Consider the following 23,362-nt stretch of genomic DNA (forward strand, 5'->3'; position numbering starts at 1 on the left):
ATTCGGAGGATTAAAGGAAAAGATGTTAGCCACAGGGCATTTGGCGACTTTATCAGCCTGATAAAGCCGGCCGATATTAATAATATCACCCTGCAAAATAGTCAATAACTCTGCCCTTATTTCCTGCATTGCACCATGACCAGCCCTTGTACGGTGCATCTCACAAACTTCACGCTCAATGATGACCCCGCCATCACGCCGGGTAGGTTTTGCGGTATGATTCAGGCGTCTTCGTTTTAAGGGAACCGTTATGAAGCAAATCCGGGTTTTAGCGCAGTATTATGTCGATCTGATGGTCAAGCTGGGGCTGGTGAGATTCTCACTGCTGCTGGCGTCTGCGCTGGTGGTGCTGGCGATGATTGTCCAGATGGCCGTCACCATGCTCCTGCGCGGGCAGGTGGAAAGTATCGACGTCGTTCGTTCCATCTTCTTTGGTTTGCTGATCACGCCCTGGGCAGTCTACTTCCTGTCGGTGGTGGTCGAGCAGCTCGAAGAGTCGCGTCAGCGTTTAGCGCGTCTGGTGGATAAGCTGGAAGAGATGCGTCACCGCGACCTCGAACTGAATCAGCAGCTCAAAGACAACATTACCCAACTGAATCAGGAAATCGCCGACCGTGTGAAAGCGGAAGAAGCGCGTCTGGCAGTGGTCGATAAGCTGAAACTGGAAATGCACCACCGCGAACAGGCGCAGATCGAACTGAGCCAGCAATCTGCATTATTACGCTCTTTCCTCGATGCCTCACCAGATCTGGTGTATTACCGCAACGAAGACAAAGAATTCTCCGGCTGTAACCGGGCGATGGAACTGCTGACCGGTAAAAGCGAGAAGCAGCTGGTCGGCCTCACCCCTAACGACGTCTATACTCCGGACATCGCCGAGAAAGTGGTCGAAACGGACGAGAAGGTATTCCGTCACAACGTTTCCCTGACGTACGAACAATGGCTGGTCTATCCGGACGGGCGTAAAGCCTGCTTTGAACTGCGCAAAGTGCCGTTCTATGACCGTATCGGTAAACGACATGGCCTGATGGGCTTTGGACGCGATATTACCGAGCGTAAGCGCTATCAGGATGCGTTAGAGAATGCCAGCCGTGAGAAGACCACCTTTATTTCCACGATCAGCCACGAGCTGCGTACGCCGCTTAACGGCATTGTCGGGCTGAGCCGCATTCTGCTCGATACCGAGCTGGACAAAGAACAGCACAGCTATCTGAAAACGATTCACGTCAGTGCGATCACCCTCGGCAATATCTTCAACGACATTATCGAAATGGACAAAATCGAGCGCCGCAAAGTGCAGCTCGATAATCAGCCGGTGGATTTCACGGAATTCCTGTCAGATTTGGAAAACCTCTCCGGTCTGCTGGCGCAGCCGAAAGGGCTGAAGTTTGTGATGGAACCGGATCTGCCGCTGCCGCGCAGCATCACCACGGATGGCACGCGCCTGCGCCAGATCTTGTGGAACCTGATCGGCAATGCCGTCAAGTTCACCCGTGAAGGCGAAATTGTCCTGAGCGTCCATTACGAGCCGAACGATATGCTGCGTTTTGTGGTGCGCGATTCCGGGATGGGGATCCCGCAGGACGAGCAGGACAAAATTTTCGCCATGTATTATCAGGTGAAAGATCAGAACGGCGGCAAACCGGCGACCGGTACGGGCATCGGGCTGGCGGTATCCAAACGTCTGGCGCAGACGATGGGCGGCGATATTACTGTCAGCAGCGTGCCGGGTCAGGGCTCCAGCTTCACGCTCACCGTGCGAGCGCCTAAACTGGATGCACCGGCAGAACAGGTGGACGAAGAAGAAGATATGCCACTCCCGGCGCTGCATGTGCTGCTGGTGGAAGATATCGAGCTGAACGTCATCGTGGCGCGTTCGGTGCTGGAGAAACTGGGCAACAGCGTAGAAGTGGCCATGAACGGGCACGACGCGCTGGAGATGTTTGATCCTGACGAGTTTGATCTGGTCTTGCTGGATATTCAGCTGCCGGATATGACCGGTCTGGATATCGCCCGTACGTTACGCACCGATTACGCCGGTAAGCATCTGCCGCCGCTGATTGCGCTGACGGCGAACGTGTTGAAAGACAAAAAAGAATATCTTGATGCAGGAATGGACGACGTGCTGAGCAAGCCGCTGTCTGTTTCCGCGCTGACTGCGATGATCCAGCAGTTTTGGGATCATCAGCCTGAAGTTTCCGTTTCAGAAAAGGAGCCTGTAGTGATGAAAGACAGCGAATCGTTGCTTGATACCGCCATGCTTGAGCAGTACATCGATCTGGTGGGCGCGAAACTGATTTATCAAAGTGCAGATATGTTTGAAAAGATGATGCCGGGTTATCTCGCGGTTCTCGATTCAAACATGACGGCGCGCGACCAAAAAGGCATTGCAGAGGAAGGGCACAAAATCAAAGGCGCTGCGGGTTCCGTTGGCCTGAAGCATTTACAGCAACTGGCGCAACAGATTCAGACCCCGACGCTGCCGGCTTGGTGGGATAACGTACAGGAATGGATTGATGAGCTGAAGGCCGAGTGGCGCAATGACATCAAAGTGTTACGCGACTGGACGGCAAACGCTGAAAAAAAATAACCCCAGCCGAGGCCGGGGTGCGCGAATACTGCGCCAACACCAGGGAAAGAGGTAACCCACGATAGTTTTTAGGGTTCGGTTTTCGCAGGTCTTGGAATTCAGTCTTAAAGTCTAATACATCCTGTAGCAATCAACATAACAAATATAAGCAGAACTGTTACAACATTCATTAAAAACTGTGATGTAGATTAGTCTTTGTCTATACAAAACATCAAGCCTTTATCGCAGGATTTTTGACAGAATACAAATGAACCCTACTGATGTTGTACTGGTGACATGCAATTTTACTTATGGAAGTGAACAATCACAGGCCGTTTAGCCAGTGATTTTGCAATGTAAACGGCTATGAAACCGGTTGTCTAAAATGCAAAATCACTGGCAAGTGACTGTAATTCATCGTTTATGTGTGATTTTTTCTGAAATGCTATTTTCGGAGCCAAAAGAGATCTGAAATTTATTTCAAATGAAAAAATTTCACTTAGGTTACTGGATTTTTTGTCTGTGAAAAAGACGTACATACTGCTGATTTGTTATGGTTTACAGGTGGCGGATTTGGCTTAGGGGGTTCGCTGGATGTGGAATAATCGATGAGAATTTATTCACTTTCTCAATTGCTATTCATAAGTATGACTTACGTATTTTTTGTGTATCTATTCACAAGTATTTTACTTTATCGCTTAAAAATGCATCAGCATAAAAAAAGCAGGAATTTCAGGCGGTTTTCCGGAACTCCTTGATGGTAGTGGTTAAATAGGAATTTTCTGCTCTGAATGTAAGCAAAAGTTTCATTTTTATTGCTCAATTGTTAGCACTATTAATCTGCATTTCGCTAGCCTGATCTTGCAGGTTATTCTCGAGATTGATTAGATGGTCGGATGTGTTGTGGAAAGCACTAAATGAATAAAATTACTCGAAAGGGCCTTTTGCGCAAGCCAGTCTTATGGCTGAAACGTGCGCTGATACTGTTACTCTGCTTATGGGTAGCGGGCATTCTTCTTTTTTCATTTCTGCCGGTCCCTTTCTCCGCAGTCATGGTGGAGCGGCAGGTTTCGGCCTGGCTGACTGGTGATTTTGGCTATGTCGCACATTCAGACTGGGTGCCGATGAGTGAGATTTCCTCACCAATGGCGCTTGCAGTGATGGCTGCTGAAGATCAGAAATTCCCTGAGCACTGGGGTTTTGATGTGGATGCAATCCAGTCCGTTCTGGATAAAGATGGCGGCAAAATGCGCGGTGCTTCTACGTTATCCCAGCAGACTGCCAAGAACCTGTTCCTTTGGGATGGCCGCAGTTGGGTGAGAAAAGGGCTTGAAGCGGGCCTGACCGTCGGTATTGAAACGGTGTGGACCAAACGCCGGATACTCACTGTGTATCTGAATATCGTGGAATTTGGTGACGGCGTATTTGGTGTGGAGCAGGCGTCGCAGCATTTCTTCCATAAACCTGCCAGCCGCCTTACGGCTTCTCAGGCGGCGTTGCTGGCAGCAGTGTTGCCTAATCCGCACCTGTACAAAGTGAATGCGCCTTCCGCTTATGTGCTGCGTCGCCAGCAGTGGATACTGCGCCAGATGAGCCAGCTGGGCGGTGAGTCTTTCCTGCAAGAGCATAAGCTTCATTAGCCCCTGACGTTTTTGAGGAATAAAAAAAGGACAGCCTGAGCTGTCCTTTTTCGTTATTGCGTTCACGCCATTATTTAACGTAGGTAAACGCCGTAGTGACGTGTTTAACACCGCTGATACCCGCCGCAATGCCTGCCGCCGATTTACCTTCTTCCTGAGTGACCAGACCCAGCAGGAAGACTTCACCGTTTTCAGTGGTCACTTTCACGTTAGAGGATTTCACCGAATCGCTGGTCAGCAACTGAGAGCGAACTTTGGTGGTGATCCACGTATCCGTTGAAGCAGTGCCCATACTGACTGGCTTGCCTGTACGGATCTCGTTATACACTTCTGTCGCACCGTCTACACCCACAGCAATCTGTTTGGCGCGGGCAGCCATGTCCGGAGTCGGAGCCTGGCCAGTCAGCAGAACTTTACCCTGATAGGCAGTCGCCACAATACGGGCTTCATCTTTCAGCTGTTTGTCTTTACTGATGGCATTGGAAACACGCGCTTCCAGAGTGCTGTCATCAACCTGAGTGCCCACGGTACGCGGGTCAGTGGTCGTTTTGGTGGCCACGCCAGCCACACCAACCACGGCGGCTGCAACACAGCCTTGTAACAGAAGGGCGCTTAACAATACAGCAAAGAGAGGACTCGCCTTCATTGGATCTCCTTAATCGTCCTGGTGTGGGAACAGCGTATTATCTATCAGGTCACAGAGACAGTTAACTGTGAGCATATGCATTTCCTGAATACGGGCGCTGCGATGGGAGGGAATACGGATCTCAACATCGTGAGGCCCCAGTAAACCCGCCAGTTCGCCGCCGTCATAACCCGTCAATGCGACAATCGTCATATCGCGGGTCACCGCTGCTTCAACGGCTTTGACAATATCACGGCTGTTGCCGCGGGTAGAAATAGCCAGCAGAACATCACCCGCCTGACCTAAGGCGCGAACCTGTTTGGCATAGATTTCTTCATGCAGACGATCGTTAGCAATCGCGGTCAGCACAATGTTATCTGCACATAGTGAGATTGCAGGAAGGCTCGGACGTTCAGTTTCAAAACGATTAATCAGACTGGCGGAAAAATGCTGAGCATTCGCCGCAGAGGTGCCGTTGCCGCAGCACAGAATTTTATTGCCGTTGAGCAGCGATTGCACCAACGTCATCGCGGCGCGTGAAATCGCGTCAGGCAAGGCTTCTGCCGCTGCAATCTGAGTTTGAATACTTTCTGTAAAGCAGACTTTGATTCTATCCAGCACGGGTTTTCGTCCAGTCAGTCGTCGTAATATTTATTCCGCATTGAATGCATCACGCAGCCATTCTACCTGGCTGCCGGTGATGGCAAAAACATCAAAACGGCAAGATGATGTGTCAAAGCTTGCATTCTTTCCTGCAAGCCAGAAAGACGCCGCGCGTAACAGGCGCTGCTGTTTTGGAACGGTCACGCTGGCCGCCGCACCGCCAAAATCAGCGTTACGCCGGTAGCGGACTTCTACAAACACCCAGGTCTGCTGGTCACGCATGATGAGGTCAATCTCACCTGCACGGCAGGCCACGTTGGCCGCCACGAAGATTAACCCGGCTCTTTCAAGATAACGACGGGCAAAGGCTTCGTACTTATCGCCGCATGCCCGCGTTTTAGATAAAAAAGAGTTCATCAGTACGTCCTTGTACTTGTTATGGCTGGACGTTCCCGTCTCAGCGGCGCGGCCGGGTTTCTTTTATGAAGAAACCGGCACCAGCGAGCCCTGACGGTATTGCAGCCAAGGCAGTTTGCGATGGATAACACAATTCTCATTGGCACTCAGGTCGCCGGTGCTGCCGGAAACCTGGAAGCCAGGCAGGGTGCGCATCTGCGAGAAATGATTTGCCAGACTCCAGGCATCAATCCCCATCGCGTAGAGGCGAACCAGCGAATAGTCATTACCAAATTTTGCGGTGGCCTGCTGCATCAGCGCCGGGTTACCGCCCGCCAGCAATGGAATATCGCTGAACTGCACGCCTTCCATTTCCAGACGATAGTCCGGGCCGGCACCTGCCTGATAGCTGCGGGAACTTGCGTATACGGAAGGATGTACGCGACCATTTACGGCCAGATCCAGCATCGGTTTAATCAGCGTCAGTTCGCTCTGCGTCGCCACCACGTAAACGGAATCCACGCTGCCACCGGTGCTGCCTTGCGTAATCTGGGCATCTGTCGGCGGAGCCGGGATGGTAATGCCACCAATCGTCACGCCCTGCGCTTGTGCCGGCGCGGCGGCATCAGTGGCGATGACCGGTGTACCGGTCAGACGGATACCGCTGCCGATAGAAGAACGCAATTCGCTGCCTGAACCGAGACCTTGTTTCAGAACGGTGCCGCCGCCCAGTTTCTGCCACTCGTTAGCAAAAGCCTGTGCGATACGGTCGCCGAAGTTGCCACGCGGAACCAGTAACAACGGCAACCGTTTCTGCTCAGACCACATGTGGCGTGCAGCATCCTGTGCCTCGTCTTCCGGCGAGAGCGCAAAGTAACAGATATTCGGGCTGTTTTTCTCAGTTTCTGGCTGATTAAGCGCTAAAACATTCAGCGGAGTCTGATCTGAAGAGAGTTCGTTGACCTGATCTTTGAGCAGCGGTCCGACAACCAGTGTGGCGCCATCCTGCTGAGCCTGTGTCAGAAGCGCTGCCAGGGGCTGACCGTTGGTGTCATAGACTTTCACCTGCGCATTGCTGCTGGCAACAGGCGCTGGCGCAGCTGGTGTTGCAGCCGGCTGAGCCTGAGCAGCATCGGTTTGCGGCTGGCTGGCATCCGGCGCGGAAGTACTCACCGCGGCGTTCGGGTCTGCCGGTGGTTGTGTCTGTGCATTCGGATCAGCCGGCGCGGCTTGCGGTACTGGCTGGCTCAACTGACCGTTCATTGCCGCGTTGAAACCTTGCGAAATCGCATTCCCGTAAACCTGCGCCGGACCGCTCATCGGCAGGAAAAGCGCAATTTTGCCGGTAGAGGCTGGCTGGAAGCTCAGCACATTATTCAGCTGAGTCGGCAGGGTTTTCGCTGCCGGATTTACCGGATAACGACGCTGCCAGTCTTTGATTCCGGCTTTCAGCAGATCAGGATCCTGCTTGTTACTCTGCCAGACGCTCAGTAAATCCAGCCATCCCTGCAACGTGTTTTCATCAGCATTAATCACAATACTGTTGACGTCCTGCGCGGACATTTGCGTCAGCGCGGTCCAGCTCTCGTCAATATTGTCCTGATGCAGTTTGCCCTGCAACAGCGGTTCCTGTGCGATATATGCGCGGATCAGTCCGAGACTGGTGCGTCCCTGGCTGGCATCAATTTGCGCCTGGTAGTAACGCGCTTTCTGATCGTTGGTCAGATTGGTCGGGTCTATCTTGCTCAGGCTGGTGGCCGCGGCCTGAACGTTTTTCTGCGCAACCTGTACTTCCGCGCTGGTCAGTTGTTGCTCGAGAGTTTGTGCGGCGGTCAGATTTTGCGGTACTTTTGCCAGTTGTTCAGCGGCCTGCGGCACTTTGCCTTCACGTATCAGGGCACGCACTGCAAGCAATTGCCAGTCAGCCTTGTTATCATCACCGCTTTGCTGTGCCTGTTGCAGATAATAGTCAGAGCTGCCGGACGCTGCACCCTGGACACTTTCTGTCGGCGCCTGTGGTGCCTGACCGGAACAGCTGGCGAGAAGCATAGCCACGATAATGGCAGGGAGTAAACGTCCCGAACGGGTACGAAAGGTCATTGAGGAAGGCATTCAGTTTCCAGTGATGTTTTTTCAAGATGCTCAATATTAAATCGGCAATCCGGATGAAACAATGAATCAAGACGATCAAGCAGATATTTCTGCCTCAACGCTGTATATCGTACCGACGCCAATTGGCAATTTAGGGGATATTACCCAACGCGCGCTGGCCGTACTGAACAGTGTAGATTTGATTGCCGCAGAAGACACCCGCCATACCGGATTGCTGCTGCAACATTTCGCGATCACCGCCAAAATGTTCCCGCTGCACGATCATAATGAACAGCAGAAAGCCGAGCATTTGCTGTCAAAATTGCAGGAAGGCCAGACCATTGCGCTGGTGTCCGATGCCGGTACGCCACTTATCAACGATCCCGGTTACCATCTGGTGCGTCGTTGTCGTGAGGCAGGTATCCGTGTGGTGCCGTTACCGGGTGCCTGTGCGGCGATCACCGCATTATGTGCCGCAGGTTTGCCTTCTGACCGTTTCTGTTACGAAGGATTTCTGCCGGCCAAAACCAAATCACGTAAAGATACGTTGCAGGCATTAATCGAAGAGCCGCGCACGTTGATTTTCTACGAATCGACTCACCGTCTGATCGACAGTTTACAGGATATGGTGGAAGTGTGGGGGCCGCAGCGTTATGTGGTGCTGGCGCGCGAACTGACTAAAACCTGGGAAAATATTCACGGTGCGCCTGTGGGCGAACTGCTGGCCTGGGTACAGGAAGTTGAAACGCGCAGACGCGGTGAAATGGTGCTGATTGTTGAAGGCCATAAACTCGATACCGAAGCGTTACCGGCGGAAGCCTTACGCACACTGGCGTTACTGCAAAAAGAACTGCCACTGAAAAAAGCCGCCGCGCTGGCCGCGGAAATCCACGGCGTGAAAAAGAATGCGTTGTATAAATACGCGCTTGATGAGCAAGAGGGTGACAAATAGGGCGTAATACCCTATTATCCGCCGCGGAGTTGACCAGACAGTCGCCGCTTCTTTGCCGTCCCTTTCGGGGGAGACAGAAGGAGGGGAGGAAAGTCCGGGCTCCATAGGGCAGGGTGCCAGGTAACGCCTGGGAAGCGCGAGCTTACGACAAGTGCAACAGAGAGCAAACCGCCGATGGCCCGCGCAAGTGGGATCAGGTAAGGGTGAAAGGGTGCGGTAAGAGCGCACCGCGCGGCTGGCAACAGTTCGTGGCATGGTAAACTCCACCCGGAGCAAGGCCAAATAGGGGTTCACATGGTACGGCCCGTACTGAACCCGGGTAGGCTGCTTGAGCCAGTGAGCGATTGCTGGCCTAGACGAATGACTGTCCACGACAGAACCCGGCTTAACGGTCAACTCCCTCGTCAAAAGAAAGCCCGCGTAGTTTACACTACGCGGGCTTTCGTCTTTTTCCCGTCATCATTTAAACTCCCATCTATATATAAATATCACTGGTATTTTGCGTTCAGCCGGGTTTAGAGACTTATCACGATTAAATCCTGCCTAAGAATTTTGCAAAGTTTTGTCATGTTCAGTTAAATAAATCAGATTCGGCAAAAGTTTTATCGAAATAAACCGATATTGTTCTTATTGATTCTTTTATTAGGGAAGAAAGAGGACATGTTATTAAGTCGCATGAAAATTGTAACGAGTTTGATGGTTATTGTTTGTTTATTTGGATTTCTGCAATTAACGTCTGCCGGGTTGTTCTTAAAGTCGCTGAAGCATGACAATGAAAATTTCAACGCTTTACAAACTATCCGTCAGCAGCAGTCTTCTCTGAACAACACCTGGGTGGCCCTTTTGGATGCGCGGAGTAGTATCAGCATTGCCGCGATCCAATATCTTGTGGATGGGCAAAAAGGCGATGCTGATATTGATGTGGATGATGTCCTTAATCTGGCCAGTAATTCGCTTAAAGACGCAGAAAATAATTGGAATTCCTACTTATTACAGTCTAAGGGAGCCGGAAATAATTCGGCAGAAATTCAACAAAAGTATGAAGCCTTCCACAGTGCTTTGATTGAACTTCTCGGTTATATGAAAGAGGGGAATATTACCGCCGCCAATAATCAGCCCACAGGGAAATATCAGAAAGAATTTAGCGATGAATATGATCAATATCTCGCGCAAATCGACAGCAATTTCGCAAACGCAATGGTGGATAGTCACCAGTCATACCACACAGCTATTTGGATTACGCTGAGTGTACTGGTGGTAGTTCTCGCGATATCCGTCGTTGTCTGGAAAGGCATCCAAAACGCGCTCATTGTACCCCTGAATAAAGCGATTGATTGCCTCCGTCTGATCGCCTCAGGGAAGCTAAACACCCCGATAGACATTCACTGCGCGAATGAAATAAACCAGCTTGTCAGTACAATTCGTCATATGCAGGATGAGCTGTCCCGAACCGTCGGCAATGTGCGTACAAGTGCTAGCGTGATCCTCAGCGGTGCGGTTGATATTTCTACGGGGAACAAAGACCTCTCATCACGTACTGAACAACAGGCTGTCGCTCTGGAAGAAACGGCGGCCAGCATGGTTGAGCTGTCAGCAACGGTAAAACAGAATGCCGAAAATGCTTCACAGGCCAGCAAGCTTGCACTCAATGCATCGGATATTGCCAGCCACGGCGGTAAATTAGTGGATAACGTTGTTCTGACGATGGGGGAGATCGCCAGCAGTTCGCAGAAAATTGCTGATATCACCAATATTATCGACAGTATTGCGTTTCAGACCAATATTCTCGCGCTGAATGCCGCAGTTGAAGCGGCGCGCGCAGGAGAAGAAGGGAGAGGATTTGCCGTGGTGGCGGGTGAAGTACGAAATCTGGCCCAGCGCAGTGCAGAAGCAGCGAAACAAATTAAAACGCTGATCATTGATTCAGTTGATAAAGTGGGCACGGGTTCTGAGCTGGTGGAAAGTGCGGGTGAAACTATGCATGAGATTGTGCGTGCCGTTACCCGGGTGACTGACATTATGTCGGAAATTGCCTCAGCATCTGATGAACAAAGCCGCGGTATTGATCAGATAGGCATTGCCGTAACAGAAATGGATGGAGTGACGCAGCAAAACTCACTGCTGGTGCAGGAATCGGCGACCGCCGCGGTGTCACTTGAAGAGCAGGCAATGAGCCTGACAGAGGCTGTATCGGTATTTGTCATCAACACGCAGTCTGAGAGTGCAGCTGAATTCAACCAGCTCAGAGACAGAATCGTGGACACGCCGGTGATACTTCCGGCATCTGTTTAAATGCCGTGTGGATTGGCGGGGAATCTTAACGATTAACGCCACTCCAGTGAAAACAATGGTTGGGTCCATTCCTTTGAGCTGGCCCCCTTTTTCTCTTCAGGACATTTTTTGTAACCGGTACCTGCCATTCTTCAGGATCACCTTATAATTGCCGAAAACTCTCTGATCAGTACTGGCATAGACTGTTTTTCCGTTATACCTCACCATCACTTTTTCCTGACCGGCTATTTCAGTCACCAGCATGATTTTCGGTACGGAAATTGTCGAAACACTGACGTCGGCAGCTTGCCTGTATGAAACATCGGAAGATGAAAGCAGCTTCGCCGCGTCCATTGCCTGTCCCTGATATATCAACTCAAAATGCAAATGTGGCCCCGTGCTGCGTCCGGTATTACCTGAATAAGCAAGGATATCGCCACGTGCTATCTTCTGTCCGGCGATAACCTTTAGTTTGGTCAGATGCAGGTAGCGGCTTCTCCACCCCTGCGGGTGGCTTACTACCACGTAATTTCCGGCGGTGGGATGATACATCGCTTCCACGACAATCCCTTTTTCCGTGGCGAATACCGGTGTTAAAAGCGGGGCTGCATAATCAGTACCTTCATGCCGGGAGAGACGCTGCATGATGGGATGCCAGCGCAGACTGAATGCGGAAGTGACCCGCAAAGGAATATTCATTGGCGAGAGAAAATGCGGGTAGCGAATCGGTGAGCTTCTAGTGTTCAGCTTACTTGCTTCTGATGTTTTCTCTTCTCTGGTCGTAAGCAGCGTCGTCGGAGAAAAATGATCATTATTCACCTCCAAATCGGAACGCGTAGCATGAATCAATGCCAGCGTGACAGCTGCATTGCCAGCAGCCTGTGCAAACAACGGAATGAGCAGCAGGAAAGGCAGTGTCCGGTGCATAGTTTAAAGTTGCTCAATAAAAAATATCACCAGTCCGGCCATGCAGATTGAAGGGCCGAAAGGGATGTAATGCTTTTCAGCGGTGGGATTATCTTCATTCAGCGATCGGCGCTGGTTCAGCAGTGTACAGAGCAGATACACCATCATTCCTGAGGCCGCCGACCCGATAATCAGTTCCGGGATTTTTTCCATTCCCAGCCAGGCGGTGATTGCAGCTAACAGTTTGACATCGCCATAGCCCAGCCCTTCACGCCCGCGCAATTTCTCATATGCCGCCATCACGACATAAAGTAATAGCCATGCTGCCACCGCGCCAAAAATAGCAGAGCGGGGTTCGATATCGGTGATACCGGATACTGAACAGAGTAAGCCACTCCATAGCAGTAAAGACACCAGACTGTCTGGCAAAATCAGATGCTGAAAATCAATCACCGACAAGCTGTAGAGCAAACAGAAATACAGAAAGAAACTGCAAATCTGAATTTCTGTGAACTGCGGCAGGGCAATAATTGCCAGGCCGGTGAAGACGATTGCGCACAGGACCTCGGAAATCAAATACTGTGCGGAAATTGCACTTTCGCAATGGCGACATTTTCCCTTAAGCCATAACCAGCTCAGAACTGGAATATTGTCACGCTTCAAAACCCGCGCACCACATGCCGGGCAATGAGAGGGGGGCCACCAGAGACTGACTTTGACAGCATCAGGCTCAGTGCCGCATTGTGCAAAAATCATTAACGGTAACCGGTAAATTAACACATTAATAAAACTGCCGATAAACAGGCCGAAAATTAATGCCATGAACGGATAAAACCACAGATAAAATGTAATCATAATAATCTCATGCTATTTCGATAATTATTTATCGCGGTGTGACGTCAGTATGTAATTCCATAAAGTCTGTTTGCGTAGTAGGCCCGCCATCGGGCGTATTGACCGTAAGACGTGAAGAAAATAATTGAGTGCCGTTGGTGTCACAAATATAGGCATTATTAGATGTCGGTTTTTTGTCAAACATTTCTTCAAAAGTAAATCCTTTCCTTCCCTCTGGAAGGGAATAGGTTTTTCCCTGCTTTATGATTTTTTTAAAAGAAGCCGGATCTTCAAATTTCACTAAATTAGTATAATCATCTATTGAGTTTTTACCTTTCACGCCGTTCATACACATGAAAATATCTCCTCCACGTGCCCATCCCAATGCGTCATACCAAAGACTTGTCCATTTCAAACCTCCTCCAATACGTGTATGAATCGCAGCAACTTCAATAACAGGCACAGATTCATTCTCGTATTTGTTCAGTAATCCTATGCCCATGAAACCATTATACGCATCAGGGTTTCCGGTTGAGACAAGTGCTGGAGCGGGATAATGGCTCTGACTGTTACCCTCAGGCCCTTTATAATAGGTGAAGCTTTCGCCGTCATTGCTTTCTAATGTCCATGCAGTGAGTACCTGATGCATACCCGACGTTCCTTCCAGTAATATCGCCTCCAGATGGATCAGTGACATATGTCGGTGCGGAAGATAAACCACTAATTCATGCCCCTCACCACCTGTACCGATACTACTGGTAGAACCTTCGGGACCTGCAGAAGCGCGTGGAAAAACCAGCGTGCCAACCCACAAGGTCTTATTTTGTTTTGTCGCTACATCAAGAAGTTCATCATATAATGAAAGTGTGCGCGACCCTGAAGTCATGCCTGGCTTACATTTGTAACGCTGTTCTTTAAGTGTTGCCGGTGTTCCGGAACAGGCGGTAATCGCCGGAAACGGATCATTTTTTGTATAGGGTTTTGCATTAATGACGGGCAATCCCCAGTCGCCTTCCTTACCTCCGCTGACCCAACTGTATTTATCACCTGACGCATAATGAAGATAATGTTGTGAAAAATCATAATTGTCATCGGTGATCTCTGGCAAGCGTGATGCTGGGATTTGCATGTCATCTGATTCGATATACATAATATTAACAGCGATCGGAGAGGAACTTTTTTCATCGTAATAATAAGAATTGCCACTCACGGCATAACCAAAAAAATTGGCAACAGGCAATGCCAGCGGCATGTCCAGGGGTTGTGCGGCTCCGCCACCCCCATCAGGTTCAGTAAATTTGAAAACGCCACCCTGAGGTATCGTTGCAGAGAATGCACTGATCGGCAGCAAACAGAGTGTTGCGAAAATAAGCGTTATTTTTCTCATGGTATAATCCTTTAAAAAGAGCCGCTCGAACCCATTTTTCCCAGCGTGTCCGACAGAGCGAAAAGGGCAGCAAAAACCCAAATTACACATCCTCCCAGTATCAACGTGGAGAGTGACTTCAATACCCCGGATAAGCTTTTTATATATTCCTGAACATGTTCACGGGATTTAGCCGAGACGGAACTCAGTACTTCATTAAATGATGGTAATTCGGCGTACAAACTAATATTCAGCAGCGTTTCAGGTCCAAATAATCCGGTGTTCAGCGCTTCACCGTAACCGAGTCCGGTTGCCATATTCTCGCGCATAATGTTTATATGGTGCTTTAACCATCGGTTAGAGTTTAATAAAATAATCCCGAGACCATCATTTAAAGGGATGCCATTTTTCAACATTAGTGCCAGATTGTTTAAAAAAATAGATCCCACAATTTGTTTATACGTTGAGAAAGGCAGTATCCGGTCGAGCACCTGATTTCTAAGTTTGCCGCTAACGTTTGAGATGACCATCTTTATAAAAAAAACGATTGCTGAAATAACAATGAGTATATAAATCCACAAGCCCGCGACTAAAGCATTTCCGAATGAATACAATGATTGTGTGATCCCCGGCCATTTGCTGACAGGAACCACACCTTCGAACGCAGGGAATACTTTCATTGAGTACCCCGCAATAACAATAAGAGACAAAATTATCATAATGACCGGAAAAAGCACTGCCGAGATGAGTTTACTCTTCAATTCGCTGTTATAGTTTATGACATTAACTAACGTCATAAATCCATCAGCAAGGCTTCCGCTTTGTTCGGCTGCATTAATTACACTCAGTTCACTCTGCGGAACAAGTCCTTTAAACATTACGGCGATAGAAGCCCCTGTAAGACCGGCTTTCATATTGTTAGTTAATACGCCAATATTCTTCGCAAATGCTGAACCCAGGAGGCTTTTTCCCTCAACTTGAAGTTTGACCAATGAGTCGTAAAGTGGCAGTTCTGTGCTGATCATGTCAGCACAGAACTTATAAAGAAAAAGCCTTTGTTTTTTACCGAACTTTGCCATGGATAATCTCCCTATTATCTTTATCTACATCGCCAAATTCCATGTTGAACCATGTCGCACACACCCGGCCTCGCAGAACCTCAGCAAATACTTTTTCTTTTATTTCAAAGCCTTCGCTCATTCCTGGTGCCGAAAGGCGCTTTTCCCGCCATAGCGTGTAGACTTGCAACCACTCTTGCTTAGATATTGCGGCCAGCTCATCGTAGGTTGGTCGCATATACTCCATCACCAGTTGCCTGCCACCGATGCCGGTATATTTGCATCTCTCACAGCCATCCTCATATTGCTCGTACAGAGACATCAACTCCCCACCGAATGATATATCGACAGGGCGATGACAATGGGAGCAAATAACGGGGACAAGTTTTTGACATTGCAGTCCGGCAATGAACCCTGGCGTGGAAAGCTTATCGCTGGTGATACCCATGGCAGATAAGCGTTGTAATAAGGAGACAATATTCCCCGCATGAACTGTAGTGAAACAATAGTGACCACTTTCCACAGCCCCGGCCAGAGCGTTGGCAGATATGGTGTCGCGGATTTCGCCGACCATCAGAACATCTGGATCACGTCGCAATGCGGATTTGATGGCTGAATGGAAGCCGCCTCCTTCAACACTGACCACTGAGCTTTGTTTCGCTCCGTATATCTGATATTCGACAGGATCCTCAACCGTGAGAAAGCACCCTTTGTTGCCATAACGATTGATTTGTAACCACTCCATCAGGTTCTTCAATGTTGTGGATTTCCCCGACCCCGTGGTTCCTGCAATAAAATAGGCACCATAAGGGTTGCTGAGGATCTTTTTGAGATCGTCTAATTCTTCGTTCGATATGCCCAGTTTATTAAGATTGGCGACTGCACTTTTTGACAATCCGGAAGGAATAATTCGCAGCACCGCGTGGTAACAATCGTTCGTTTCACCAAAAATCGGAAAGTGGGCATAGCGGAAGCGAAAGCTTAATGCGTTCAGCGTATAGAGAATATTGGCACTTTGCGGAATAGTGCGGTTCCAGGTGGTATCGCGGGTACTGGCTTGTACGTTGTACAGGACGAACACCAGCTCATCACATTTGCTGGCAGGCATCTGCATCATGGGCAACAGCATACCGTTAACCCGAACCTCCAGTTGCGCAAGAATATCATTGCGTGTGATGTGAAGGTCACTGGCCCCCATATTCACGGCTTCAATCAGTATGGCTTCGAGTTCTTTCTGCGTTTCACTAATATCCAGCGCGACACGACTCAGTTTCTGCAAAGAAACCAGTTCATAGATTTTGAAATACACGGCCTCGGTGACCCCACCGATCCCGGCAATCTTATGATGATGGATATCATTCATCTTACGAACTTCATACTGCAGAATATGCAGCTCTTCGATTAATGAACGCTGAGAAACGAGATACTCTTGCGTACCCGAGCGGGCAATCAGCATACGATCTTCAATTTCAGCAAAAATCCATTCGCCACTGTGAATGGAATCCTCCGTAAGCCGTATGAAATCCAGGATCACCGGGAGACTTCCCTTACAAATGACTGCTGTGCGTTACTGCCCTGATGGACAGCATAGCGCTTACCGTTCGCCGTAAAAATTTCGCCAATACGTACAAATACGGTTTTTGAACCTACAGCTACTGCGGCTTGGGTGATGCCCGCAATCTGCGATAACATCATAACTCTGGGCTCTGCGGCGGCAGGTAACGGTGTGGGTTGAATATCTTTGTCCGCAGATTCATTATTCATATTGAGGATCGGCCCTTGTGTCAGGTCGGCCGCCTCACTTTTTATTTTTGCCATTTCGAGGCGCAACTTGGCGAGAGTCAGCTGCTGTGACAGCTGATGCTCTGCCTGATTAAACGCTACGTCATCTTCCATCAACCTCGATATATGATCCTGAATGGGCGCAGGAAGTCCCCCGGCATTCTCGCCAGTGGCTTGAATGTCATCGGCAAAACTGCCAGAAGAGAACAAAGTCATCAGTGCAGTTATTATTAATTTCCGGTTTTGCATACCATAACTCCTGTAATTTTATTATCCTTAACGCTGTCTATTTTCTGGATGATGAAAGCATCCCTGAAAGCTTGTCTCTCTAACAGGCTGGCGGTGTACAATAGCGCCATATAGTTTTTAGACTGTTTAGGGATTTCCATTTCCCAACTCAGTACATTAATCCCATAATTTTTCCCCCTCCCTTTTGCTGCTATTTTATTTTCGATAGCCTGTACAGCAGAGCCTGGTGGCGAGACGATCTTCACTATTTCCCTGGGGTCAGATACTGAGTTATAAGAATAAAGATAGTTCAGCACATCACCGCAAGAGGGCGGGTAAATATCCTTTTTACTCTTGTATGCAGACAATATCGGGTTGTCATCCAGCCCTGATTTAATTCCTGTGAAATCAATGGAAGTATCTGAAAAACTGGCAGTGTAAACTTCATCAAAAAATATTTTTTGTGCGAGCGTAAACACGCTACCTTTTTTTAATTGATAACTGAATGAACAATTCTTTGCATCGCAGGTATAGACTTCATTGACGTAATTAAAATCAGACAGAATACGCTGACTTTTGGAAATCTCTGCAGCTAATGTTGTAAATTTGGAAATGCTCCCGCCTGACAAATTACTCAAATAGAATTTATCAACCGTACTTATGTCATTAGCTAACTGCTGCGCTTCGCGACGTTTTATCTCATCTCGTTGTTGCGCGGGTTCATAAGCAAAAAAATACCAGCCTGCAATACCGCCGGCAATGAGGAGTAATAGCACTCCGATGGCAATTCCAGCTTTGATTCTGCGGGAAACTGGCCGGGAATTTTTGCGTAATTTAAGTCCCTTTATCATATCGTCATCCAGAAATTATACTGTACAAAAATATTGAAGATGCAATGAGTAGAATTAATACGCCACAGGCAACACCCGACCAGAACAGCCTTTGTCTTCTTTTATAAATTAGTTGGTTTTCTTTGCATGATTCAGCAATGCAGTCCAGTTGTGCCGGCGTGATTTCCGATACCTGTAGTCGTGAGTATTTCGATGTAGGTAAGGTTTCCACGATTTCAGTAAAAAAATTCTCTGTAATGATGCTGTCGCTTCCACTAATGATGATGCCATCCATAATTATTAATAGATAAGTTTTATGATCACCTGCATCGAAATGATAAATACCATCGCCGTAAAGGTTTCGGAGATGAACTGCAAAAGATTCACAGCCTGGTGCTGTCTTTACAGAATAGCCAATCAGTTCATTTGTATTAGCTTCATCCTGTACGCGGTAAACATACATGCGGTGACTTCGCCGTATATTCACCATCCACCTCATATAACCGGCATCCATATTGTCGTGACCGGATGGTTCCCAGATTAACCCTGTCAATATATTATTACGTGACAATGTATTTAACATGATAGCCATCTCAATAAATTAACGATTTAAAGGCGCACGGTAATAGTCAATTCCTACGACCATGACAACGGTATGTTCATTGTCCTCAGCACTTTGTCCATAACCCAACATCTGGTACTGTTTATTTTTATTCAGTTCGTTCATTTCATATTTTGCAACCATGAGTAAACTGCCAGGGTTAACCGCCGTGGAGTTAAACATTTCCGTCGTTGTCACATTAGGTAACTGTACGGTATCAAATACATCTATCGAGTTTAACTGGCTCTTGGTAAATCCACTGGTGACTTCCACACGGCCATCCGTCATGACACGCGGAGTGATAATAAAACTGGTGCCGGTGATTATTTCAGCTGTTTCGATCTCGACATCTTCATCACCGCTGTCTTTATTCACCGTCCGTGTACGTCCGGAGACATAGTGCTGAGAATTGGTCATATTGAGCGGAATTGGGGTGTTATTACGTGTCACAAATGAACCACTCTGCAACACTTTGCTCCCGGTAAGGGAATACAGTGCGTTAAGTTTAGCGTCGATGCTCAGTGCGCGGTCAGCCCCGCCCGCGATAGTCATGCCCCCTCCCAGCATATCCATCATTGCTGTATCGATAATGACGCTGCTCCCCCCATCCACGTATGACATATTCAGGCCGGCACCATATTCTTCCATTTTTTCTTTATTAAGAGTGAAGATTTTGTAAGTAACGACGAATTGACGGTTATTGTCATCCTGGTATTTTTTTAATACATCACTCAATATCTTATATTCTGATGGGCGACCGGTCAGCGTAACGATTGAAGCATCCTTAAAGACGCTGTACATGCCGCTTGAAACATATTTTTCTGCCATGTTCTCAACGTCATCCCAAAAAGAGGATTCAAATTTAGTTTCAGATTTCCCTGCCAGGCCGCCACTACTGACTGCATCATTGGATAAGTCCAGGCTGGCTTCGAATTTGTTATTTTCGCCGTAAAAATCAAGCTTAATAGCATAAACACTAAACGCATCAATCTTGAGAATATTATTCTCATCCAGATTGGTTTTAACGTCATAAAGGGCAGAGATATAGCGCATAAATTCCTCAAAGGTGCCAGTGAAATTAATGCTATGCGCTTCAATATTGACTTTTCCGGCATCGGCACCTTTTACACCCGGGATGTCTAAATTAACACGATGGCTGACTCCTGTTTGTGCCAATAAAACATCCAGAACGGTGTTCAGGTCTGTAGGTTCATAAGAGTTTATGGCGACTTTTTTAGCAAGCAAGTGCTGACGTGTTGAACTGTAGTCAACTTTCTTTCCTAAATAAGCTGTGTCATATTTAATATACGGTTTGACCTTCATTTCATCTGCGGACGTCGCACCCGGCAAGGCATCTTTAACATTGCCGCGTGAAAAATGTTTATTAAAACTTCCCGCGCAGCCCTGCAAAAGAAGAGTCAATATCATAAATCCAATTTTGGTTTTCATATCCCTATCCTGAACTTTTCAGTTACATATCATCAATAATTAGTACGCGATTCTTCTGATAGTTTTTTATAATCAATCCATAGTTTTCAGAAGAAAATAGCTTGCCTAGCTCTGTCAGTACTTCGTCATCATCTTTACCGGCGAGAATGATGTGGCTATAAATCAAATAATCATTTTTGCTCTGCCAGAGAAGCTTATATCCCAGACTGTCTGCCCATCTTTTAATTCCCTGACTCAAAAGTTCACCACTGTTGAGTGTCAGAGGAAATGTCAATGGAACCGGTGCGGGCGACAACATCGTTGTAGTAGTCGTTGAAGTGGCTTTGGCAGCGGCATTCTCTCCACCAGAGAAAGGATTGTGTGGTGTCTCAGGCGAGATATTTGCGGGAACGGGCGTCAGGTTTAAGTCCGCATTAACCGCTGCCTGAGCAAATTGCCCGAGGGACAGTAATAAAGTAATAAACCATCCCAGTAATCTAATTTTCATTTTCTTCATCCTGAAATTTTCAAAAATATACTTACAACCCGTTGGCGATATGCAATCAATTTGGCGGCATGGGTATGGAATCATTTAACTCTGGTTGTTTTATCGAACTACACCATGAGGTCAGTACAACGGAAAGTGAACTCGGATTAATAACGCTAACACCTTGCCCCGTCACATTGTCAAAAACACCGCTGGTTGCACTGATCACCCAGTAATCGCCGTTGGCATCATCTTTAATAAGATTCACTTGCACGGCGACGCCACTTAAATGATCTACTACACCTGTAGTGGTTCTCCGGTTATTTTCACTATTGGAAAAGTCGGTGAAGTCTCCACCGTCTTCATCTTCGCCTTCTGATGTTTCCAGCTTACCCACATCAGCCGCGATAGAAGAAATGGCGGCAGCCATTCTTGGGTAAAGCTGTCGCGGCACTTTCTGCGGGTCAGCAGGATCGGGCGGAGCCTGAGGGCAAGTTTGTACGGGAAGCTTGATGTGGCCTGGTTCATCAGTGACTTTTTTATTGTAATTATCCGGGTCATTAACAATGACATCATTGGTACCGGTGTCCTTTTTATTGCCAAAGGATTGGTAGGAAACCACCGGACTGGTCATTAAGGCGACGACATTACCTTTTTCCGGGTCAAATGCCTCACCTTCAAAAATGACATTGGCCATCAACGTACCTGTGACAATCTGATTATTCGCGTTTTTAGCCGTCAGATGCATCACACCCTCATCCTGATTGCGTCCTGAGCCATTCTCAGTCTCGAGGCAATGTGCCATCAAATTCTCTTTGTAGTTCCAACATAATTTTTTTGCACCCACTGAACCATCGGCTTTCAGATACTTCCCGACTCCAGCCTCAAAACTAAACCGTATGCCAAGTTGCTCTATATTATTAGGAATATCCTGTATATAAGTACCCAGGCTACCGAAAGGAACTGCATTATCTGTTGCTGATGCCCCGGTAACCTTTAGTAACTCCCAGCCACTACCATAATTATTCGCTGTGCTGCTTTTAGCTGAGGAGCGGTAAATCAGTTCGCCATGGGAATAGACCAGTCCATAATGAGAAAATGATTCGCTAAACGCTGAAGAGAAATTTTCTATTGAAAACTTATCAATATCCTTCTTTTCACTATGTCCGGGGTTATAAGCCACAATAAAATCAATACGATTGATTGTATGTGTGATGTCATCGCCGACTAAATCAACCCTTTCAAGGACTAAATTGCGATCAGCGCTGCCTCCTGGTTGATTACAAGGAATATATTCTTTGAAGAAAGTGGCATCCGCAGTTCTGCCAGCAGGACTTCCGCATCCCTTACTGGTAAAATAGCCGCGAGACTTGCTGTTATCCCACTGCATGTAATAATCAGTATTTAATGTGTCTGTAATTTTCATGTTTGATGTGCGCTGGCTATAAGTTTTATTTTTTTGATCGCCAGATGTTACATAATTTTTATTGTAAAGTGGGTTTTCGAAAGTTCCAACGTCAGCTTCACCATCTTTACCTTCATCAACATAAATATAATCTTCATTTGCAAACTTCAATACACCAAATATTTCACTCACAATAATATTAGTCAGGTTTTCCCGAGCAATTGCTTCAATCTGTTTTCTTTTATACACAGTAAAAGTAGCGAGGATAATCCCCATAATCCCCATGACGATAATCATTTCTAAAAGTGTGAAGCCTTTGTTATTACTCGTCGCGGACATTTTACTTACCATGTGGTTCTGTATATAAAATAACTCCTCCTAAAAAGAGGAGGAGTTAGTTATTGATAAATTAACGGCTACCCAGGATCACTGCGTTTGTGCTGCTATTAGCACAAACCATAGAATAATCAGCAGTCGTCAGATCAGCAGGTGGAGTTGTTGGTACGTCGAGGCTTTTCAGAATACCCACCATGTTTGTAGTCACTGGACGTGTTGAGATGGCAGGAGAAGCAAGACTCGTTGGAGCAGCAGGTGATGCCCCTGCTGCTGCAGAACTGATTTCAACATATTCCCAATCAGCAGCAACCTGGCTTACAAAGGCACGGCACTCTTGCATATCAAGCCCATTCACGGATACATAGAAACCTTTCAAAGGCGCTCCAGTAGTAGTGGATGTTGCTACGCCGCGGATTTCGAAATAGTCACCAGAAATACCATTTCGGGCTTCGCCATTCGAAATTTTACCCAACTTATAGAGTGTAGAAAGAATATCGCCTGTAGCATCAGTCTTCAGTGCGTTTTCATTCGCAAAAGCTAAAGCAGCTGCGCCACCTACTGGGTAAACCCCATCTTTCCCAAATGCATCGACGACGGATACATGGATAGTATTGGTGTTATCACTCAGGTCGGTAATATCCTGAGTGAAGAACGCACGTTGAGCCAACACAACTACACCGGCTGCAATAATACCGATAATGCCCAGAACGATGATGATTTCCAGTAAGGTAACACCACGCTGTTTTTTAAGTTCCTGATACTGATTTGCTTTACGCTTTAATGCAGTAATTGCATTTTTCATACCTTAATCCTTAGGCTTGAAATAAATTTTATAAATCACGTAGTAATACGATCCCGCTGGAAAAGAGCAAGATTCTTATAAATAAGAAATATATAGACTAACGTCTTAATGTTATTACTAACGTTTTAAAGGCAGTAGTTCATGGCCATTCC

Annotated in this window: 20 protein-coding genes and 1 other RNA gene; 5 read left to right on the forward strand and 16 right to left on the reverse strand. The window is 47.5% G+C overall.

The features are described 5' to 3' along the window. Positions 1 to 250: 250 nt before the first annotated feature. Complete coding sequence (gene arcB / locus EC840_RS17300) at positions 251 to 2,590, forward strand: aerobic respiration two-component sensor histidine kinase ArcB (protein ID WP_113876732.1); 2,340 nt, start codon at positions 251 to 253, stop codon at positions 2,588 to 2,590. Between the two features lie 896 nt (positions 2,591 to 3,486). Continuing rightward, a complete protein-coding gene (mtgA, locus tag EC840_RS17305) occupies positions 3,487 to 4,209 on the forward strand; it encodes a monofunctional biosynthetic peptidoglycan transglycosylase (RefSeq protein WP_113876733.1) in 723 nt (240 codons plus the stop codon). A 70-nt stretch (positions 4,210 to 4,279) separates the two neighbouring features. On the opposite strand, the gene dolP is transcribed toward mtgA, so the two are convergent. The 4 genes from dolP to EC840_RS17325 form a co-directional block, all read right to left on the reverse strand. Continuing rightward, complete coding sequence (dolP, locus tag EC840_RS17310) at positions 4,280 to 4,855, reverse strand: division/outer membrane stress-associated lipid-binding lipoprotein (RefSeq protein ID WP_113876734.1); 576 nt, start codon at positions 4,853 to 4,855, stop codon at positions 4,280 to 4,282. 9 nt (positions 4,856 to 4,864) lie between these two features. Beyond that, the gene (diaA, locus tag EC840_RS17315) at positions 4,865 to 5,455 is read right to left on the reverse strand and encodes a DnaA initiator-associating protein DiaA (RefSeq protein ID WP_013577230.1); all 591 of its coding nucleotides are present in this window, start codon (positions 5,453 to 5,455) and stop codon (positions 4,865 to 4,867) included. A gap of 30 nt (positions 5,456 to 5,485) precedes the next feature. Beyond that, positions 5,486 to 5,854 carry a YraN family protein gene (locus EC840_RS17320; RefSeq protein WP_113876735.1) on the reverse strand — a complete coding sequence of 123 codons (369 nt, stop codon included), beginning with the start codon at positions 5,852 to 5,854 and terminating at the stop codon, positions 5,486 to 5,488. 63 nt (positions 5,855 to 5,917) lie between these two features. Further along, positions 5,918 to 7,945, reverse strand: coding sequence for a penicillin-binding protein activator (locus EC840_RS17325; RefSeq protein ID WP_132966307.1), 2,028 nt, complete (start codon positions 7,943 to 7,945; stop codon positions 5,918 to 5,920). Positions 7,946 to 8,006: 61 nt separating this feature from the next. Between EC840_RS17325 and rsmI the strand changes: the two genes are divergently transcribed. The 3 genes from rsmI to EC840_RS17340 all read left to right on the forward strand — a co-directional run bounded on the left by rsmI (position 8,007) and on the right by EC840_RS17340 (position 11,168). Beyond that, the gene (gene rsmI / locus EC840_RS17330; RefSeq protein ID WP_112288072.1) at positions 8,007 to 8,876 is read left to right on the forward strand and encodes a 16S rRNA (cytidine(1402)-2'-O)-methyltransferase; all 870 of its coding nucleotides are present in this window, start codon (positions 8,007 to 8,009) and stop codon (positions 8,874 to 8,876) included. Between the two features lie 25 nt (positions 8,877 to 8,901). Next, positions 8,902 to 9,280: RNase P RNA component class A (rnpB, locus tag EC840_RS17335), an RNA gene on the forward strand. A 256-nt stretch (positions 9,281 to 9,536) separates the two neighbouring features. After that, entirely contained in the window at positions 9,537 to 11,168 is a 1,632-nt protein-coding gene (locus EC840_RS17340; RefSeq protein WP_132966309.1) for a methyl-accepting chemotaxis protein, read from the forward strand. Between the two features lie 96 nt (positions 11,169 to 11,264). On the opposite strand, the gene EC840_RS17345 is transcribed toward EC840_RS17340, so the two are convergent. From EC840_RS17345 to EC840_RS25685, 12 genes are all read right to left on the reverse strand, one after another. Next, complete coding sequence (locus EC840_RS17345) at positions 11,265 to 12,074, reverse strand: M23 family metallopeptidase (protein ID WP_132966311.1); 810 nt, start codon at positions 12,072 to 12,074, stop codon at positions 11,265 to 11,267. A gap of 3 nt (positions 12,075 to 12,077) precedes the next feature. Then, complete coding sequence (locus EC840_RS17350; protein ID WP_132966313.1) at positions 12,078 to 12,908, reverse strand: A24 family peptidase; 831 nt, start codon at positions 12,906 to 12,908, stop codon at positions 12,078 to 12,080. A gap of 28 nt (positions 12,909 to 12,936) precedes the next feature. Beyond that, entirely contained in the window at positions 12,937 to 14,274 is a 1,338-nt protein-coding gene (locus EC840_RS17355) for a hypothetical protein (protein WP_132966315.1), read from the reverse strand. An 11-nt stretch (positions 14,275 to 14,285) separates the two neighbouring features. Beyond that, complete coding sequence (locus EC840_RS17360) at positions 14,286 to 15,332, reverse strand: type II secretion system F family protein (RefSeq protein ID WP_132966317.1); 1,047 nt, start codon at positions 15,330 to 15,332, stop codon at positions 14,286 to 14,288. Further along, positions 15,316 to 16,845 (reverse strand): ATPase, T2SS/T4P/T4SS family, encoded by a 1,530-nt coding sequence (locus EC840_RS17365; protein ID WP_132966319.1) that lies wholly within the window; start codon positions 16,843 to 16,845, stop codon positions 15,316 to 15,318. The genes EC840_RS17360 and EC840_RS17365 overlap by 17 nt, the downstream gene beginning before the upstream one ends. Next, entirely contained in the window at positions 16,842 to 17,342 is a 501-nt protein-coding gene (locus tag EC840_RS17370; protein ID WP_132966321.1) for a hypothetical protein, read from the reverse strand. The genes EC840_RS17365 and EC840_RS17370 overlap by 4 nt, the downstream gene beginning before the upstream one ends. Beyond that, positions 17,324 to 18,172 (reverse strand): hypothetical protein, encoded by an 849-nt coding sequence (locus EC840_RS17375; RefSeq protein WP_132966323.1) that lies wholly within the window; start codon positions 18,170 to 18,172, stop codon positions 17,324 to 17,326. Before EC840_RS17375 ends, EC840_RS17370 begins: the two co-directional genes overlap by 19 nt. 4 nt (positions 18,173 to 18,176) lie before the next feature. Further along, positions 18,177 to 18,734: a pilus assembly protein gene (locus EC840_RS17380; RefSeq protein ID WP_132966325.1), complete on the reverse strand. Its 558-nt coding sequence runs from the start codon at positions 18,732 to 18,734 to the stop codon at positions 18,177 to 18,179. A gap of 18 nt (positions 18,735 to 18,752) precedes the next feature. Then, positions 18,753 to 20,201: a type II and III secretion system protein gene (locus EC840_RS17385; protein ID WP_132966326.1), complete on the reverse strand. Its 1,449-nt coding sequence runs from the start codon at positions 20,199 to 20,201 to the stop codon at positions 18,753 to 18,755. A gap of 22 nt (positions 20,202 to 20,223) precedes the next feature. After that, positions 20,224 to 20,688 (reverse strand): TcpQ domain-containing protein, encoded by a 465-nt coding sequence (locus EC840_RS25545; RefSeq protein ID WP_232829847.1) that lies wholly within the window; start codon positions 20,686 to 20,688, stop codon positions 20,224 to 20,226. A 55-nt stretch (positions 20,689 to 20,743) separates the two neighbouring features. Then, positions 20,744 to 22,411 (reverse strand): prepilin-type N-terminal cleavage/methylation domain-containing protein, encoded by a 1,668-nt coding sequence (locus tag EC840_RS17395; RefSeq protein WP_132966328.1) that lies wholly within the window; start codon positions 22,409 to 22,411, stop codon positions 20,744 to 20,746. 70 nt (positions 22,412 to 22,481) lie between these two features. Then, complete coding sequence (locus EC840_RS25685; RefSeq protein WP_132966330.1) at positions 22,482 to 23,210, reverse strand: type IV pilus major pilin; 729 nt, start codon at positions 23,208 to 23,210, stop codon at positions 22,482 to 22,484. Between the last annotated feature and the right edge of the window lie 152 nt (positions 23,211 to 23,362).

This window comes from Rahnella sp. JUb53 (genome assembly GCF_004346065.1).
Taxonomy (GTDB): Bacteria; Pseudomonadota; Gammaproteobacteria; order Enterobacterales; family Enterobacteriaceae; genus Rahnella; species Rahnella variigena.

Bases quoted from the DNA above. Each gene is read 5' to 3' on its own strand.
- arcB (WP_113876732.1), top strand. From the start codon at position 251: ATGAAGCAAATCCGGGTTTTAGCGCAGTATTATGTCGATCTGATGGTC.
- mtgA (WP_113876733.1), top strand. From the start codon at position 3,487: ATGAATAAAATTACTCGAAAGGGCCTTTTGCGCAAGCCAGTCTTATGG.
- dolP (WP_113876734.1), bottom strand. From the start codon at position 4,855: ATGAAGGCGAGTCCTCTCTTTGCTGTATTGTTAAGCGCCCTTCTGTTA.
- EC840_RS17320 (WP_113876735.1), bottom strand. From the start codon at position 5,854: ATGAACTCTTTTTTATCTAAAACGCGGGCATGCGGCGATAAGTACGAA.
- EC840_RS17325 (WP_132966307.1), bottom strand. From the start codon at position 7,945: ATGCCTTCCTCAATGACCTTTCGTACCCGTTCGGGACGTTTACTCCCT.
- rsmI (WP_112288072.1), top strand. From the start codon at position 8,007: ATGAATCAAGACGATCAAGCAGATATTTCTGCCTCAACGCTGTATATC.
- EC840_RS17340 (WP_132966309.1), top strand. From the start codon at position 9,537: ATGTTATTAAGTCGCATGAAAATTGTAACGAGTTTGATGGTTATTGTT.
- EC840_RS17345 (WP_132966311.1), bottom strand. From the start codon at position 12,074: ATGCACCGGACACTGCCTTTCCTGCTGCTCATTCCGTTGTTTGCACAG.
- EC840_RS17350 (WP_132966313.1), bottom strand. From the start codon at position 12,908: ATGATTACATTTTATCTGTGGTTTTATCCGTTCATGGCATTAATTTTC.
- EC840_RS17355 (WP_132966315.1), bottom strand. From the start codon at position 14,274: ATGAGAAAAATAACGCTTATTTTCGCAACACTCTGTTTGCTGCCGATC.
- EC840_RS17360 (WP_132966317.1), bottom strand. From the start codon at position 15,332: ATGGCAAAGTTCGGTAAAAAACAAAGGCTTTTTCTTTATAAGTTCTGT.
- EC840_RS17370 (WP_132966321.1), bottom strand. From the start codon at position 17,342: ATGCAAAACCGGAAATTAATAATAACTGCACTGATGACTTTGTTCTCT.
- EC840_RS17375 (WP_132966323.1), bottom strand. From the start codon at position 18,172: ATGATAAAGGGACTTAAATTACGCAAAAATTCCCGGCCAGTTTCCCGC.
- EC840_RS17380 (WP_132966325.1), bottom strand. From the start codon at position 18,734: ATGTTAAATACATTGTCACGTAATAATATATTGACAGGGTTAATCTGG.
- EC840_RS17385 (WP_132966326.1), bottom strand. From the start codon at position 20,201: ATGAAAACCAAAATTGGATTTATGATATTGACTCTTCTTTTGCAGGGC.
- EC840_RS25545 (WP_232829847.1), bottom strand. From the start codon at position 20,688: ATGAAAATTAGATTACTGGGATGGTTTATTACTTTATTACTGTCCCTC.
- EC840_RS17395 (WP_132966328.1), bottom strand. From the start codon at position 22,411: ATGTCCGCGACGAGTAATAACAAAGGCTTCACACTTTTAGAAATGATT.
- EC840_RS25685 (WP_132966330.1), bottom strand. From the start codon at position 23,210: ATGAAAAATGCAATTACTGCATTAAAGCGTAAAGCAAATCAGTATCAG.